The 15,624-nt window shown below is 45.8% G+C and carries 16 protein-coding genes; all 16 read right to left on the reverse strand.

The genetic code is table 11. The features are described from left to right. Positions 1–100 precede the first annotated feature (100 nt). The 16 genes from J7E78_RS06085 to J7E78_RS06160 all read right to left on the reverse strand — a co-directional run bounded on the left by J7E78_RS06085 (position 101) and on the right by J7E78_RS06160 (position 15,512). Positions 101–514: a YlbF/YmcA family competence regulator gene (locus tag J7E78_RS06085; protein WP_251034869.1), complete on the reverse strand. Its 414-nt coding sequence runs from the start codon at positions 512–514 to the stop codon at positions 101–103. A gap of 306 nt (positions 515–820) precedes the next feature. Then, positions 821–2,377, reverse strand: a complete 1,557-nt coding sequence (gene miaB, locus J7E78_RS06090; RefSeq protein ID WP_215075401.1) for a tRNA (N6-isopentenyl adenosine(37)-C2)-methylthiotransferase MiaB — start codon at positions 2,375–2,377, stop codon at positions 821–823. Positions 2,378–2,689: 312 nt separating this feature from the next. After that, positions 2,690–3,262, reverse strand: coding sequence for a phosphate propanoyltransferase (gene pduL, locus J7E78_RS06095; protein WP_215075402.1), 573 nt, complete (start codon positions 3,260–3,262; stop codon positions 2,690–2,692). A 200-nt stretch (positions 3,263–3,462) separates the two neighbouring features. Then, entirely contained in the window at positions 3,463–4,452 is a 990-nt protein-coding gene (locus J7E78_RS06100) for a dipeptidase (RefSeq protein WP_397330463.1), read from the reverse strand. A gap of 86 nt (positions 4,453–4,538) precedes the next feature. Beyond that, positions 4,539–4,799, reverse strand: a complete 261-nt coding sequence (locus J7E78_RS06105) for a stage V sporulation protein S (protein WP_007430104.1) — start codon at positions 4,797–4,799, stop codon at positions 4,539–4,541. A 117-nt stretch (positions 4,800–4,916) separates the two neighbouring features. Next, positions 4,917–5,711: a TIGR00282 family metallophosphoesterase gene (locus J7E78_RS06110; protein ID WP_215075403.1), complete on the reverse strand. Its 795-nt coding sequence runs from the start codon at positions 5,709–5,711 to the stop codon at positions 4,917–4,919. 164 nt (positions 5,712–5,875) lie between these two features. Further along, the gene (rny, locus tag J7E78_RS06115; RefSeq protein WP_215075404.1) at positions 5,876–7,420 is read right to left on the reverse strand and encodes a ribonuclease Y; all 1,545 of its coding nucleotides are present in this window, start codon (positions 7,418–7,420) and stop codon (positions 5,876–5,878) included. A gap of 311 nt (positions 7,421–7,731) precedes the next feature. Then, on the reverse strand, positions 7,732–8,469 hold the full coding sequence (locus J7E78_RS06120; RefSeq protein ID WP_215075405.1) for a regulatory protein RecX: 738 nt from the start codon (positions 8,467–8,469) through the stop codon (positions 7,732–7,734). A 278-nt stretch (positions 8,470–8,747) separates the two neighbouring features. Further along, on the reverse strand, positions 8,748–9,812 hold the full coding sequence (gene recA, locus J7E78_RS06125; protein ID WP_036609261.1) for a recombinase RecA: 1,065 nt from the start codon (positions 9,810–9,812) through the stop codon (positions 8,748–8,750). A gap of 243 nt (positions 9,813–10,055) precedes the next feature. Continuing rightward, a complete protein-coding gene (locus tag J7E78_RS06130; protein WP_215075406.1) occupies positions 10,056–11,312 on the reverse strand; it encodes a competence/damage-inducible protein A in 1,257 nt (418 codons plus the stop codon). Positions 11,313–11,419: 107 nt separating this feature from the next. Beyond that, entirely contained in the window at positions 11,420–12,007 is a 588-nt protein-coding gene (gene pgsA, locus J7E78_RS06135) for a CDP-diacylglycerol--glycerol-3-phosphate 3-phosphatidyltransferase (RefSeq protein WP_076209484.1), read from the reverse strand. Positions 12,008–12,327: 320 nt separating this feature from the next. Continuing rightward, positions 12,328–12,819 (reverse strand): YajQ family cyclic di-GMP-binding protein, encoded by a 492-nt coding sequence (locus tag J7E78_RS06140; protein ID WP_017689115.1) that lies wholly within the window; start codon positions 12,817–12,819, stop codon positions 12,328–12,330. 155 nt (positions 12,820–12,974) lie between these two features. Further along, positions 12,975–13,139, reverse strand: a complete 165-nt coding sequence (locus J7E78_RS06145; RefSeq protein ID WP_167350848.1) for a hypothetical protein — start codon at positions 13,137–13,139, stop codon at positions 12,975–12,977. Positions 13,140–13,212: 73 nt separating this feature from the next. After that, positions 13,213–14,217 (reverse strand): helix-turn-helix domain-containing protein, encoded by a 1,005-nt coding sequence (locus tag J7E78_RS06150; protein ID WP_215075407.1) that lies wholly within the window; start codon positions 14,215–14,217, stop codon positions 13,213–13,215. 66 nt (positions 14,218–14,283) lie between these two features. Then, positions 14,284–15,051, reverse strand: a complete 768-nt coding sequence (locus tag J7E78_RS06155) for a DUF3388 domain-containing protein (RefSeq protein WP_036609270.1) — start codon at positions 15,049–15,051, stop codon at positions 14,284–14,286. Between the two features lie 197 nt (positions 15,052–15,248). Next, the gene (locus J7E78_RS06160; RefSeq protein ID WP_017689119.1) at positions 15,249–15,512 is read right to left on the reverse strand and encodes a DUF3243 domain-containing protein; all 264 of its coding nucleotides are present in this window, start codon (positions 15,510–15,512) and stop codon (positions 15,249–15,251) included. Positions 15,513–15,624 lie beyond the last annotated feature (112 nt).

Consider the following 15,624-nt stretch of genomic DNA (forward strand, 5'->3'; position numbering starts at 1 on the left):
TGCTTTTCTTGCGATTATCGAATTATTCAGCTCCGCTGAAAATTTAAAAATTCTACAATCATCAAAAAAGGCGCGGACAGCGTCCGCACCCTCCCGTCATTTAACCGCAACTGGTCGGAGGTGAATCTGTTCCAGCCTCCACGTTTACTTTTTCAGAAACCGTATCCCGGATTACGGAGATCACTAGTTGAAGCAAGTAGTTGATGTCGCTCTGGCTCTGCTGGAATTCCGTAACCAATGGAATACTGTCCAGTTCGCTTTGCAGATCGTCAATTTCCTGTTCAATTTTGCTGACCATCTCCACATTTTTGAAGCTTTCAAAAGCAACAATCTCTTTTTGTTTCTTCTTGATCATTGCAATCAACTGCTGGATGCGCTCATGATCCCGAATTTTGGTTTCAGCCTGTTGAAACTGTCTAACTTCCTCACTCGTTCCGAGCATATCAGCCAATTCTTTGGCTTTTCCCATAATGTCGTCGCGTATGACCAGATTGCGCGTATCGTAGGTAGGCATTCCGTAATGGTTGTACTGCACTTCTTCCTGCGCCACTGAAATCGCTCCATTCTATGAGATGATATAAGATGAATACTCGACGTTGCATTAAGCTCAGTAGACTGCTCAGTGACCGCTACGGTGTCGGATCGTTCTTTTGATCGCTGTTGTCTCCGAATTTTCTTGATTATATTTTTCAAAGGTTTAAAATTCGGAGACAAAGGCGAACGCTTCGCTTCTGCAGAATCGATTCCGTCACCTTCGCTACGCTTGGCCGTAACCCGCTAATTGCAAAAAATACTCATCTTATTGGTGTGTGTATTACTATTACTGATTGGCAGCTACCGGCTCGGAGAGCAGGTTGCCCCGGATATAAAAAGTCATCGGATCGGTGATTTCCACTTGTACGAAAGTACCGATCAATTCTTTGGGTCCTTCAAAATGCACCAGCTTGTTGCTGCGCGTACGTCCTGCCAGAACTTCGGAATTCCGCTTGCTCTCGCCTTCAACGAGCACTTCAACGATTTTGCCGCGTTGCTCTTCATTGCTTCGGTGGCTGTATTCGTTGATTGTTTCGTTCAAGCGCTTCAAACGTTCCTTCTTCACTTCCATCGGTACGTTGTCTTCCATCACCGCAGCCGGTGTACCTTCACGTGGGGAATAGATAAAGGTATAGGCAAAATCATACCCTACTTCACGGACAAGGGAAAGTGTATCTTCAAACTGTTCTTCCGTTTCCCCCGGAAAACCAACAATAATATCCGTTGTCAACACAACACCCGGGATGGCCTTTTTAATTTTGTCAGCCAGCTTCAGATAGTGTTCCCGGCTATACTTGCGGCTCATACGCTTCAGTACTTCTGAACTGCCAGATTGCACCGGAAGATGAATGTGCTCCACCAGGTTTCCGCCCTTGGCAAGCACTTCAATCAAGTGGTCATCGAAGTCACGTGGGTGACTGGTTGTAAACCGTACTCGCGGAATATCAATTTGGCGAATGGCATCCATCAGGTCACCAAAGCTGTAGTTCAGGTCGGTGAAATCCTTGCCGTACGCATTCACATTTTGACCAAGCAGCGTGATCTCCTTAAAGCCTTGTCGTGCCAAATCACGTACTTCGGCAATGACATCTTCCGGACGACGGCTGCGTTCTTTGCCCCGCGTGAACGGAACGATGCAATATGTACAGAACTTGTCACAGCCATACATAATGTTCACCCAGCCGCGCATACCCTCACGTTTCTTCGGCAGGTTCTCAATAATGTCGCCTTCCTTGGACCACACCTCAACAACCATTTCTTTGCTGAACAGCGCTTCCTGGATTAGATGTGGCAGTCGATGCACATTATGTGTACCAAAGATCATATCCACAAAGCCATGCTTCTGCATAATTCGGTTGACGACGCCTTCTTCTTGGGACATACAACCGCATACGCCAAGTAACAATCCCGGACGTTCGAGTTTTAGCGTTTTGAGGTGACCAAGCTCACCAAATACTTTATCTTCCGCATTTTCCCGTATGGCACACGTATTGAGCAGAATAATATCAGCCTCTTTGCGATCCTCTGTGGCCTGATAACCCATAGACTCAAGCAATCCTTTGATGGTCTCCGAGTCATGCTCGTTCATCTGACATCCATACGTATATACAATATAGTGTTTGCCTTTCCCTATGTTTTTCAGTTCATCGGGAACGGCATTTTCGTAAAGCACCTGGACGTTTTCCTTACCCCGCTGTTTCTCCTGACGATGATTGGGTTCCGATTTGATGTTAATCTCCCGGCCCCGGATTCTTATCTTTTTGCTGAATTCATCTTGCGAAATTACTTTGGCATCGGAGAAATCAAAATATTGGGAGTAATCCTTTTTTGAGTCTTTAGCCATTTCCTTCGGTCACTCCTTACAGCCTCTATTAATAAAAAATCGTTCATTCATCCCTGTTCCACATGAATTTCTTGCTTGGAACATTAAAAGAGCATTACAGCAAATTATAGCATGAATTGGGCTGTAGTTCCACATCCAAACCGTATGTCCCTTCGTCTAATCCGAAACATGCCATGCGCAGAAGAACACTCAGAAAATACAAAAACCTGAGCCTTGCCATCAAGGACTGGAATTAACCGGCCCTGTTGACTGTGCTCAGGTTTATATATTATTCAGACCGCCCTAATTGACGGCTGAAGCTATTACATGGTATTAATCGATGATTTCAGCAGTGTCGCCATTACGAGCGCCAGCAGCGTTAGCTTCATCTGTATCAATATGCATGTCCAGTGCAAAAGAATCGGATACACGAGCCAGTACATTTTCCAGTATAAGACCGCGATCCCCGCCAAGGCGAACTTTCAACATTTGTTTGTCCTCGATACCCCATTTAGCAGCATCAGAAGTATGGAAGTGAATGTGACGAGCAGCAACGATAACACCTTTATCAATCGTTACTTCGCCAGCAGGGCCTTTAATTGTGATTCCTGGTGTACCTTCAATACTTCCAGATTCACGTACAGGTGCTTTAACACCAATCGCAAATGAATCTGTCATGGAGATTTCCAGTTGCGTTTCAGGGCGAACAGGTCCAAGGATACGCACTTTATCAAACTGTCCTTTCGAACCAATTACCGCTACAGTTTCGTTAGCAGCGTATTGGCCAGGCTGGGACAGAGGTTTAAATTCAGTCAGTTCATAACCTTTGCCAAACAAAATTTCAACGTGCTCTTGAGATACATGAATGTGACGGGCAGATACGCCCACAGGTACTGTTTTACTCATTGTAAATTTCACTCCTTGTTTATCTATGGCCTGTACTCAGGCTCTTAACAATCCAATGGTATTATACCCCTTTTTGGAGTGAAATGAAAACGAACTGGTGAAAATTCATGAAATACACTTATTTCGCCATCATTCCTCTCCTTTATTTTGGAAAACTAGTTTCAATTCAACCCATACAACGCACACACCAGTTCACTATTTCATGGACGCCCCTTTACCTTCGGATTGCTCTCTGGCAAGTGTTCCCCCAGATAACTCATTGCATTCCCCCACAACCAGCCACGAACCATATGTTCATCATAATGTTTGAGTAAGATTTCCATCAGTCTTGGATAGTGTCCGGCATGTTCGAGTCCTTGAATATACGTCGGAATTCCATCAAAATCAGACCCCATCATCAGGTGATGTTGCCCGCCCAAAGAACAGATCTGCTCGATATGAGGCAGCAGGTCTTCTATGCGTACCTCACCCTCCTGCTTTACAAACCAGGGTACAAACGTCAGTCCAATCCGCCCTTGCCGGGCAATGATGGCCTGAATCTGATCATCTTTCAGATTACGCACATGGGGACATACGCTATAGCTGTTGGAGTGGGAGGCGATAAAAGGACGCTTGCTCAAGTCAGTCAGTTCCCAGAACCCTTTCTCCGTCAGATGTGACACATCCAGCAGCATTCCGATTTCATTACACTGGCGCACCAGTTCCTTCCCCTTCTCGGTCAGACCTGCTCCACGCTTCTCCATTACTCCGTCAGCCGCCCAATTGGCATAATTCCACGTTAGTCCAATGATTCGAACGCCCATCTGATAACATAACTCCAGATAGAACAGGTTGCCCTCCAGGCCATCCACACTCTCTAGTGTGATTAATCCCCACGGCCCCTCTGTTTGCCCCACCTGAGCCACCTGTTCACGCCATAACAACGTCTGTGTGCCGCCAGGCCGCTCCTGACTTCTCTCTACACGTCTACGATAAATCTCCAACTGCCCCATCACATGTTCAAACTTGCCTCTGCCCAGCACTTCGGGTAAATAGATGGCGAACGCCTGCAACCCTACATTCCCCTCTTTCAAACGTTGCAAGTTCACATCCAGTTGTGGAGCATCTTGGAATGAAAGCGCAGGCTGCATCAAAATTTTGCTCAGTGCATCACAGTGAAAATCAGCCACACGCCAATCAGACATGGACATCTTAAACCCTCCTCAATATGTTATTGCAAAAAAAACGCAAAAAAACCTGTCTACATCGTAAACAGGTTCAATGCATACTGCATGTATTATCTGGGCTCCACAATCAGCTTAATGGCCGTTCGGTCCTCGCCGTCGATCACAATGTCTGTAAAAGCTGGAATACAAATCAGGTCAACTCCGCTTGGTGCTACAAATCCCCGGGCTATCGCTACCGCTTTAATGGCTTGGTTCAGTGCTCCCGCTCCAATTGCCTGCAGTTCAGCATTTCCACGTTCACGAAGAACCCCTGCAAGAGCGCCGGCTACAGAATTAGGATTGGACTTTGCTGAAACTTTTAATACATCCATGGTAAGTACCTCCCTGGGAATGTTGAAAGTTTGTTTCCACTTACTAGATGTTATTCGCGGGAGGCAAAAAAATTCCTTCTTTTTAGACGGGTTTCCCTGCAAAATGGGACAATACCCCTATTCCATGCGCCACTCGTCCTCCATCAGACGAATTTTTTCGATGCGTGTTGCCGCACCTGTGGCTTCATCAATTTCAACAAAAACACCATGGAAGTGCCATTTGCCATCATCCACAACAAAACGTACAGGTAGCTGGGTGTAGAACTTACGCAGCACGGCCTCACGCTCCATGCCCAATATGCCGTCACGAGGCCCTACCATGCCTGCATCCGTCAAGTAAGCTGTTCCTCCAGGCAAAATCCGATCATCATTACTCTGTACATGCGTATGTGTACCTACAACGAGAGACGCACGTCCATCCAGATGCCATCCCATGGCAATCTTTTCTGACGTCGCTTCAGCATGCATATCGACCAAAATACATTTATGGTTTTGGCGCAGCTCATCTACAATCTCATCAGCTACACGGAATGGACAATCCAGGGCAGGCAGGAACGTTCTTCCTTGCAGATTGACAATCGCCAGCTCTTTCCCTTCGCCTTTGACAACCGTATATCCTCGTCCTGGTGTGCCTGGTGGAAAGTTAGCTGGTCGAATCATGCGGGGCTCATCATCTATAAAATCAAAAATATCCTTATTGTCCCAAGTATGATTACCAAGTGTAATGCCATGTACACCCCAGTTGAAAAACTCATTTGCGATTGCACCGGTAATGCCGCGACCTGCTGCCGCATTTTCACCATTCACAATCACCACATGTGGCTTATACTTCGATTTCAGGAACGGTAGATTTTCCTTTAATGCCTTACGTCCCACGTTGCCTACAATGTCCCCAATAAACAAAACTTTCATTGATTACTGCCTCCTCAATTCCTGCAAAGTCCTCTTATTTCAAATGTTGAACCTTTGCAGGACTCTATCTCATGCTTCATGCTGTGTAGTTTGACTAAATAACCTTATAACAGGCTATCAACAGGAAAAGTGGCCCACTACTGCGGCCACTTTTCCGTAATGCTCTATTTTGCGTATTCAACCGCACGGGTTTCCCGGATGACGGTGACTTTGATGTGACCCGGATAGTCGAGTTCATTCTCAATCATCTTCGTGATGTCACGGGCTAAGCGGAAGGCTTCAGCATCATCGATCTTCTCAGGCTGTACCATAACGCGAACTTCGCGTCCGGCCTGAATGGCGTACGATTTCTCGACACCTTCGAAGGATTCTGAGATTTCTTCCAGCTTCTCCAGTCGTTTGATATACGTTTCCAGCGTTTCGCGGCGTGCGCCTGGTCTTGCTGCGGAGAGCGCATCTGCTGCGCCAACCAACATGGCAATGACCGAAGTCGCTTCGCAATCTCCGTGATGGGACGCGATACTGTTGATTACAACCGGATGTTCTTTGTATTTCTTCGCCAGTTCCACGCCAATTTCGACGTGTGATCCTTCCACTTCGTGATCCAGCGCTTTACCGATGTCATGCAATAGACCTGCACGTCTTGCCAGAGTTACGTCTTCTCCGAGTTCGCCAGCCATCAGTCCAGCGAGATAAGCGACTTCCATGGAATGTTTCAAGACGTTCTGACCGTAACTTGTACGGAACTTCAACCGGCCCAAAATTTTGATCAGATCCGGATGCAGACCATGCACGCCCACTTCAAAGGTAGCTTGCTCACCGTATTCACGGATGCGCTCATCCACTTCTTTGCGGGATTTCTCAACCATCTCTTCAATCCGTGCCGGGTGAATACGTCCATCAGCCACCAGTTTCTCCAGGGCAGTACGGGCGATTTCACGGCGAATCGGGTCAAAGCCCGACAGAATAACAGCTTCTGGCGTATCATCGATAATGAGGTCAATCCCTGTAAGGGTTTCAAGCGCACGGATGTTACGTCCTTCACGACCGATAATCCGGCCTTTCATTTCTTCATTTGGCAGGGTAACAACAGATACCGTTGTTTCCGCTACGTGGTCAGCCGCACAACGTTGGATGGCGAGTGTAATAATCTCGCGGGACTTTTTGTCCGCTTCTTCCTTCGCTTGTTGTTCAATGTCCTTGATCATTTGAGCCGTCTCATGACGAACTTCCTGTTCTACGTTGGACAGTATGATACTGCGTGCGTCTTCCATGGTGAGGTTGGATATACGTTCCAACTCTGTCACCTGGTTTTTGTAGATCATTTCGATCTGCTGCTGTGTTTCATCAATTCGTTTCTCTTTGTTAGCCACTTGCTCTTCTTTACGTTCGAGTGATTCCAATTTTTTATCCAGCGACTCTTCTTTTTGCAACAATCGTCTTTCTTGTCGTTGAATTTCGTTCCGACGTTCACGAGTGTCTTTTTCAGCTTCGGCACGAATGCGATGAATTTCATCCTTCGCTTCCAGTACCGTTTCTTTCTTCAGTGCCTCTGCCTCTTTTTTCGCGTTCTCCACGATTTGTACGGCAGCTTGTTCCGCACTGGAGATTTTAGCCTCTGCAAGAGATTTGCGAATAAAATATCCTACTCCGAACCCAATGAATAGCGCGGCCACAACGAGAACGATCATGATTGCAGGATTATCCATACTGTTCACCTCCTCGTTGGTTCCTCCAAGGCATTCCCTGGGTCAATTTGCAGTTTTCAAAACCTTACATATGTTCGGGAATAACGAATACTCACGGCGATCCCCCGCCGATTTTCATTTCACATGTACATGTTTCCACGTACTATCCACTGTTTCCAGCGAACCCATAATTAAGAATGGTATAAATCTTAAGAAACCGAAACCGCTTTTTTGGAAGGAAAAAGAGTTGTCCATTTCTTACAGACTCATGTCCATTTTAGTATTTGACGAAAGAAATTGTCAAGAGAATGCAGTATAGAGACTCCAGTCTGCTAATCCCATAACAACGCCTCGTCATCTTCAGGGTCCCCAGCCTCATCTTCTTCAATTAAACAATTCACGACCCGGCGCACCATATCCATTGAAAAACCACGTCTCATCAGAAAGGGAAGCGTTTTATGTTTCTTCTCTTTGACGTCCCCTTTGACCTGGTTCCATTTTTTGCGTCCGGCGCTCAGAGCAGTCTCAAATTCCGCATCTGTACTGATACCTTCAAGTGCCTCAATAATGAGGTCATTGGCAATGCCCTTTTGACGCAGCTCTTGCCTTATCCACAGTTTTCCCTTCCGCTTGCCCTCCATACGCTGCCTTGTCCATTCCTTCGCAAACAGATCGTCATCCACCAGCTTCTCCTGCTCAAGTCGATCCAGCGTCTCTTCAATTAATGGTGCAGTAAACTCTTTTTGACGAAGTTTCTGACTTAATTCATGGCGTGTACGTGGCTTATGCTCCAAAAAGCGCAGAGACTGTGCATACGTCCGCTGTCGCTCGTCAGCTACAATGATTTCTTCCAGATCCTTCTTCATAAACGCATTGCCTTGAGTCATCCTGTATTTAATCATCACATCTTCAAGAACCGTAATGGAGTGGATACCAAAAGTGATTCGATAACGAGCTTGCCTGCTCTTCGTTCGTTCTACACGTGTAATAATAAGTTCTTCGTTGTCCGGAAATTGGGATAGGCCATCCTGTTCTGCTTCTTCAGATAAATCTTCGTCATGTTGATCCATTCAGGTCTCTCCCCTTTCATAACATTTTCATTCTGACTACGCCAAGCACATCTTCACATAAGACAGAGAACGCTAATACAAAAGGCCGGGCTGAGTTCCCGGCCTTCACTCCACAGTTAGCGTGCTAACAGCCCCTGTCCATTGGGACAGGGGCTGTTAGACAGCACGAGTACTCCCACTACAATCCATTATCCAGATTGATTCAAGCTCAATCAGATAAGTTTACGGAGTCCAGTGGGGACCCTCAGGGTCCTCCCGACAAGGGAGGTTTTGAGAGATTACTCGTTGATTTCAAACAATTCTTGTTCTTCTGCTGCTTCTTTTTGTTGCTCTTCACTCGTTGGCGCAGGAACTGCAGTAACCAAGTTACTGGCTACACGAATTTTTTGTTCAATGATATCAGCAATATCTTTATGCTCTTTCATGAACTGCTTTGCGTTCTCACGACCTTGTCCTAAACGCTCGCCTTCGTAGGAGTACCATGCACCACTTTTATTAACGATGTCCAGCTCTGTACCAATGTCAATGATACTGCCTTCTCTCGAAATACCCTCGCCATACATGATATCCACTTCCGCTTGTTTAAACGGAGGTGCAACTTTGTTTTTCACAACTTTAATACGAGTACGGTTACCAATCATGTCATTGCCTGATTTGATACTCTCAATACGACGCACATCCAGACGTACTGTGGAATAAAACTTCAGAGCACGACCACCAGGTGTTGTTTCCGGGTTACCAAACATAACGCCGACTTTCTCACGAAGCTGGTTAATGAAGATTGCGATTGTTTTGGATTTGCTGATTGCACCAGACAGTTTACGCAGCGCCTGAGACATCAAACGCGCTTGCAAACCAACGTGTGAATCACCCATTTCGCCTTCAATCTCTGCTTTTGGAACCAATGCGGCTACAGAGTCAATAACGACGATATCTACTGCACCACTACGTACAAGAGCTTCTGCAATTTCCAGCCCTTGCTCACCCGTATCTGGCTGAGACAGAAGCAATTCATCAATATTAACACCAAGTTTGCTTGCGTATTGTGGGTCAAGAGCATGCTCGGCATCGATAAATGCAGCTTGTCCACCCGCTCTTTGTACTTCAGCGATCGCATGCAATGCTACGGTTGTTTTACCAGAGGATTCGGGTCCATATATTTCAACAATACGGCCTTTAGGCAAGCCGCCTGTTCCTAATGCAATATCCAAAGCCAAGGAACCACTGGGAATAATTTCCACATTCATATGAGTGGACTCACCCAGTTTCATGATGGATCCTTTACCAAATTGCTTCTCTATTTGACGGAGCGCCATATCAAGCGCGGCACGACGGTCTGACAATAAGCTCACACCCTTTACTGTTTATAAGATAATGATACCTTGTTTTAACACGTTTGCCAAGCTTTTTTTCGAACATACATTCGTTTTTTTTGTGAAGGCCGAGGCGCCTCTTCCTCAGAGAAACTTTCCATTAAACAGAAAAAAGAACCGTAAACAAGGCTGTAAAGCCTAATTCTACGGTTCTTCCGTCTTCCTTAATTATACTTGCTTGGAACTGTAAATGCAATCGAAGCGATTAACTAATCAATCCATCGCCACAAGTTTTTGCCATAAGCGATAGAGAATCGCTTTGGCTGAACGAATGCGAACCGTCTCGCGATTACCATTAATACGCAGCTCATGAATTTCCGTCTCTTTTCCACGTTCAGCAAGAGCGATGAAGACAAGTCCGGGTGGTTTACGTTCCGAATATCCCGGTCCAGCTACACCGGTAACAGCCAGGCCAAAATCAGCATCGCCAATCATGCGGATCTGTTCAGCAAGCACTTTTGCAACCTCAGGACTTACCGCCCCAGGTGCATCTTCACCTTCCAGATAATCATGAGGCACATTCAGCAGCTTTTCTTTAATTTCATTGGAGTAACAAACAATTCCACCTTTGAGCATTGACGCACTTCCGGGTACAGAGGTCAGACTTTGCATGACAAGCCCTCCTGTACAGCTCTCAGCAGCGCTGAGCGTCAGCCCCATGTCAGACATCATGGTTACAATCGTGTACTCTATAGGCACATCCTCGTTCGCGTAGAGATGTTCTGTCAAACGCTCCCGAATCTGGACCTCCATCGTATCCAGCTTCAGCTTCGCCTCTCCCTCACTCGCAGCCTTCGTGGAGACACGTACCGTAACTTCGCCTTCGCTCGCGTAAGGAGCAATCGTAGGGTCTGTCTGCGCGTCAATCAGATCCAATAGTCGATCTTCCAGAGCAGATTCACCAATACCTGCGAATTTGAGCATTCGGGAATAGATCGGCATTTCTTCCGTAAGTACATGCTGGAACAGCCAAGGCTTGACTTCCTGTTCAAACATTGGAATCAGCTCTTTAGGTGGTCCAGGCATCACAACATAATATTTGTCATTGTCAGAAATCGCATTTCCTGCCGCAAGGCCCGTTTCATTGGCCAGAGGTGTGCCACCATCAATAACGATCGCCTGACGTCGGTTATTCTCTGTCATGTCCACATTACGATCTCTGAAAAAGCTCTCAATTTTGTCCATAGCCATTCGATCTGTATGCAGTTTTCGGTTAAGAACAGCTGCCAGCGCATCCTTGGTCAGATCATCTTGAGTAGGTCCGATGCCACCGGAAAATAAAATAACGTCTGCACGGCCCTGCGCAATGCGAATAGCTTCACTAAGCCGGTTAAGGTTGTCCCCAACCACCGTTTGGAAATATACATCGATCCCCATCGCAGCCAATTCACGGGATAGGTATCTGGCATTGGTATTGACGATTTGTCCAAGCAGTAGCTCTGTGCCAACTGCAATGATTTCTGCCTTCATTGAGCATCCTCCTGTACACGTGGTGAGTGATCAAAGGGCAATAGGATAATTTCCTATTGCCCCTGACCCAATGCTTCCTTCATGATTACCCATTTAAGAACAAACCATTATGCTTTTGTGAAATGAAGCAAATTTTTGTTTTTGATAAAGTAATCGATACCCGACCAGATGGTAATAAGCGCTGCTGCCCATACTGCGATAATATCGACGTGAATACCCGTGTATGAAAAAGGGAAATTGTTCAACAGCAACAGCACAATCGCCACAATCTGCACTACAGTCTTCAGCTTGCCCCAAGCACTGGCGGCAACAACCGAACCATCCAGCAATGCAATTTGACGCAAGCCGGTGACTGCAAATTCACGACTAATAATAACAACTGCAATCCAGGAATCCAGCTTGCCCATCTCCACAAGCGAGATCAAAACTGCAGTAACCAGCAGCTTGTCTGCGAGTGGATCGAGCAGTTTTCCCAGATTGGTAACCATGTTATTTTTCCGCGCAAGGTATCCGTCAATTCCATCTGTGCTTGCGGCGATGATAAAAATAACAGCAGCAATCAGTTGATTATACGGAAGCGAAAAGCTTCCAAGCTGCAACGGCTCTGGATAAAATGGAAAATCCACGAGCAGGAACACCATCAAAAAAGGGATTAAGCAAATTCGTGCAAGCGTAATCCGGTTGGGTAAATTCACAAGACGCCCTCCCTCATATCCTCCATTACTCCAAACAATCATCATAATCCCGTTATCATCATCCGGAACATGAAATGTACAGTTTCAATGTCAATCCATATTAACATGGTCCCACTATGTAGAAACGCAAAAAATAAAGTCAACCGCCCAAAAGCAAAACCGCTTTAAACGTTCCGGTGACTTCCAGAAGATGTACTGCTTTTCACAAAGTCAGCAAACGATGAGGACTGGACTTGATGCATGACTGCCAGCAATGCACACTTAGTATAATATACGCCCAATACCGTGTCAAAAAACACTCTTGCTACAAAAAGGCCATATTACTTGAAATTTGTATATTGCAAATCCAGAGGTAGGTTCGCACCATTTAGCAGCTGCATGACAGCTTGCAAATCATTTTTACTCTTACCAGTTACCCGAAGTTGGTCTCCCTGAATCTGACTCTTCACCTTCATCTTGGAATCCCGAATCAGGATATTGATTTTCTTGGCGATGTCCTGATCAATCCCCTGTTTAAAGTTCAAACGCTGGCGGACTGTACCAGAAGACGCTGGCTCTACCTTTGCGTAATCAATGTTTTTCAATGGTAGACCACGCTTCGCCATTTTGGATTGCAGCACGTCAATGACGGCCTTGAGTTTGGTCTCATCATCAGATACGATCGTTAACGCATCCTTATCCAGTTTCAAGCTGCTCTTGCTGCCCTTGAAGTCATAACGAGTGCCAATTTCCTTCTCGGTTTGTGTAACGGCATTTGTCAGTTCTTGCAAGTCCATTTTGGACACGATATCAAATGAATTTTCTGAACTCAAACCAGTCACCCTTTCAGTTAATCGTATGTACTGTAACATTATAGAGGATACCTTAAGCAAAAGTCTAATTTCAAACCATTTTGTAGAAAGAAAAAAGCATTTTTGGCTTCCACTTGAAGTGGCTGCCAAAAATGCTTGCTGGTCCAGCTTCCAACCTAATAACGGCTGCGGTTGGGCTGTCTGAACATATCGAGCACACCCAAAAGTACATGTGCAAGTCCAAAACCCAATATTCCGTAACCCCAAGCACTTGGAGTCAGGTAATAACCCAGGAGGCTGACAATGATCCCTAAACCTGTTACGATCCAGCTGACTGTCACAGCCATCCACCTCACTTCACCAAAAGTTAACTGCAAGTTAAGACACGATTATTGTCTCCTGCAGTTGACCCGGTTATTCGCTACCAGTGGTACCTCCTGTACCGTCCGTTGATCCATTTTCAACACCTGTGGAAGAAGTAGTGTCTTCACCAAGTTTCAAACGGATCCGATTGGTCGCCTTGCCATCCGTTACAACTTGCCCGCCAACCTCAATCGTGGTCGCTGCAGCGTAACCAGACTTAATATACATGCCTGCACTATCAAGCTCAAAGGTATAGCTGTCACCTTCGGCTGTGTTGCCATACTCCAACTTCTCTCCACTGGAGTTTTCGCCTTTGTACACTTCCAGCCAGCTATGACCTGTTGCTTTGATTGTAACCGTTACAGGTTGCCCTGCACTACCGTTAACTTTAAAGTTCGTAATATTTCCTGATTTCCCGTCTTCTGCAACACTAACATTAGACGGTGAATTGTCAGTTGGTTCTTTCTCAGTTTCATCCGTCTGTCCTTCCGTGTCTGTACCGCCACCGTTACCACCAGCGTCGCCCTCACCAGTACCGTCAGTACCTGAATCTGTCGCAGGCGGATTAGATGCCTGTCCGTTGTCGGCAGGTGGATCCGGTTTGTCCTCAGGCTGTTGTTGACTGTCTGTAATTTTGACCTGATCAAGACCCGGATTATCTGATTCATCACCATTGTTATACACCACGTATACATACAACAGTACTACGATCAAAACAGGGAATGTCCACATCAGCGCGACAGACATCCACCGATTACTACGCTCAACCGGACGGCTGGAACGCTTCTGAATAACCGGTTCCATCGTTGCTTCCGTCTCTTCTTCGGGTACGTCTTTTTTGTGTCCCTCCAGCAGCTCATCAGGGTTCAGTCCCACGGTCTCCGCATAGGTTTTGATGAAAGCACGCACATAGAAGCTACCCGGCAGCACTTTATAGTCTCCTGCTTCTATGGCCTCCAGATACCTCTTGCGAATTTTTGTCATTTCCTGTACATCGTCAAGACTCATCCCTTTTTGCAGCCGGGCCTCCCTTAACTGCTGACCCAGTTCAGACATGCCATCTCCTCCTTATGTTTATCTCTTGAGTTGTTGCTAATCTATTCCATGATTCCGTACGGTTCCTTACAATTCGTCGGTGTAGCTAGCCGTAAACGTATCATAAATAATCTCTTCATTCGGAATGTTACGCAATTCAATAATAATATCAAAATCATTAAAATCATATTCGGATTCCTGTACAAAAATATCCGGATGTTCAATAACTTTGGTACTAGGCATGGACATAATATCCTGCAACAGGTTGTAATGCCGCTCACTGGAACGAATCGTACTTACAATTCCGTCAATGATGAAGACATTGTTCGGGTTCAATTCGTCTTCGGACATTTGACTCCTTATCGTCTGACGAAGAAGTGTAGAGGAAACAAACGTCCATCGCTTCATTGCACATACGCTGCCCGCAATAATGGACTCCGTTTTGCCAACACGAGGCATTCCGCGCAAACCGATGACCTGATTGCCTTCCCTCTTAAATACTTCACCCAAAAAGTCCACAAGTAACCCAAGTTCATCTCGTGTGAAACGAAATGTCTTGCGATCATCCGAGTCACGGTCAATGTATCTGCCATGACGTACGGCCAAAATATCCACCAATTTAGGTTGCCGCAAAGCCGATACGGTGATGCTGTTTACTTTGCCAAGCATTTCACCAAGCAAACGGATTTTTTCATCATCATCCGATTCAAGCAGCATGCCTCGAGTTTTGCCTTCAACACCGTTAATGGTCAATATATTCACTTCAAGCATCCCCAGCATAGAGGCAATATCGCCTAACAAACCGGGTCTGTTCTTATGTATTTTATATTCCATGTACCATTGTTTAGATTCCATTTCAACACCCCGTAATGCATTATTCCCCATTATTCGACAGCAACAGAACGTGTCCACTGGACAACAATCTGAGACATCTTCTAAAAATGGGTCACGTTAATGATATATAAAATGAAAATGAATTACAAGAACAGCTCTGTAATCCGTTTGTAATCATTAGAGAAAAGCCCCCTTGCGGGAGCTCTTCATCTGTAATCTTATGCGTTTTGTTTGGCCAATTTGACCATCAGGCACGCAATCGTACGACGCTCATCTGCATCGCCGACATCCCATAACTCTTTCAATGCCCGGTTGGAATGGTTCGCCGGATCGACTTTTTCATCAAGGAAGTCGCCGATTTCATACGCAAGTTTGTTGATGGTTTCTTCACTCATTCCCATCTTCTCTGCTTGCAGTACGCGGTCACCCAGGAACTTCTTCCATGTGTCAAAACTGGAGAGCACTGTTTTTTCTGTTGACATGATAAATCCTCCTTAGATGACGCATGAGATTTAAAATCAACAGTTGTAATATGTGCTTTCGAGACATTTTATATACGAGCATTTTGAAAAACAATCCGGAAGACGGTCGCTT

Origin of the sequence: Paenibacillus polymyxa (assembly GCF_018614975.1) — a bacterium.
GTDB classification, from domain to species: Bacteria; Bacillota; Bacilli; order Paenibacillales; family Paenibacillaceae; genus Paenibacillus; species Paenibacillus polymyxa_E.

Coding starts and splice junctions, on each gene's coding strand:
- pduL (WP_215075402.1), bottom strand. CDS start 3,262: ATGAGTAAAACAGTACCTGTGGGCGTATCTGCCCGTCACATTCATGTA.
- J7E78_RS06100 (WP_397330463.1), bottom strand. CDS start 4,452: ATGTCCATGTCTGATTGGCGTGTGGCTGATTTTCACTGTGATGCACTG.
- J7E78_RS06150 (WP_215075407.1), bottom strand. CDS start 14,217: ATGTCTGAACTGGGTCAGCAGTTAAGGGAGGCCCGGCTGCAAAAAGGG.
- J7E78_RS06105 (WP_007430104.1), bottom strand. CDS start 4,799: ATGGATGTATTAAAAGTTTCAGCAAAGTCCAATCCTAATTCTGTAGCC.
- rny (WP_215075404.1), bottom strand. CDS start 7,420: ATGGATAATCCTGCAATCATGATCGTTCTCGTTGTGGCCGCGCTATTC.
- miaB (WP_215075401.1), bottom strand. CDS start 2,377: ATGGCTAAAGACTCAAAAAAGGATTACTCCCAATATTTTGATTTCTCC.
- J7E78_RS06120 (WP_215075405.1), bottom strand. CDS start 8,469: ATGGATCAACATGACGAAGATTTATCTGAAGAAGCAGAACAGGATGGC.
- J7E78_RS06155 (WP_036609270.1), bottom strand. CDS start 15,051: ATGGAATCTAAACAATGGTACATGGAATATAAAATACATAAGAACAGA.
- J7E78_RS06160 (WP_017689119.1), bottom strand. CDS start 15,512: ATGTCAACAGAAAAAACAGTGCTCTCCAGTTTTGACACATGGAAGAAG.
- J7E78_RS06110 (WP_215075403.1), bottom strand. CDS start 5,711: ATGAAAGTTTTGTTTATTGGGGACATTGTAGGCAACGTGGGACGTAAG.
- J7E78_RS06130 (WP_215075406.1), bottom strand. CDS start 11,312: ATGAAGGCAGAAATCATTGCAGTTGGCACAGAGCTACTGCTTGGACAA.
- J7E78_RS06085 (WP_251034869.1), bottom strand. CDS start 514: ATGCCTACCTACGATACGCGCAATCTGGTCATACGCGACGACATTATG.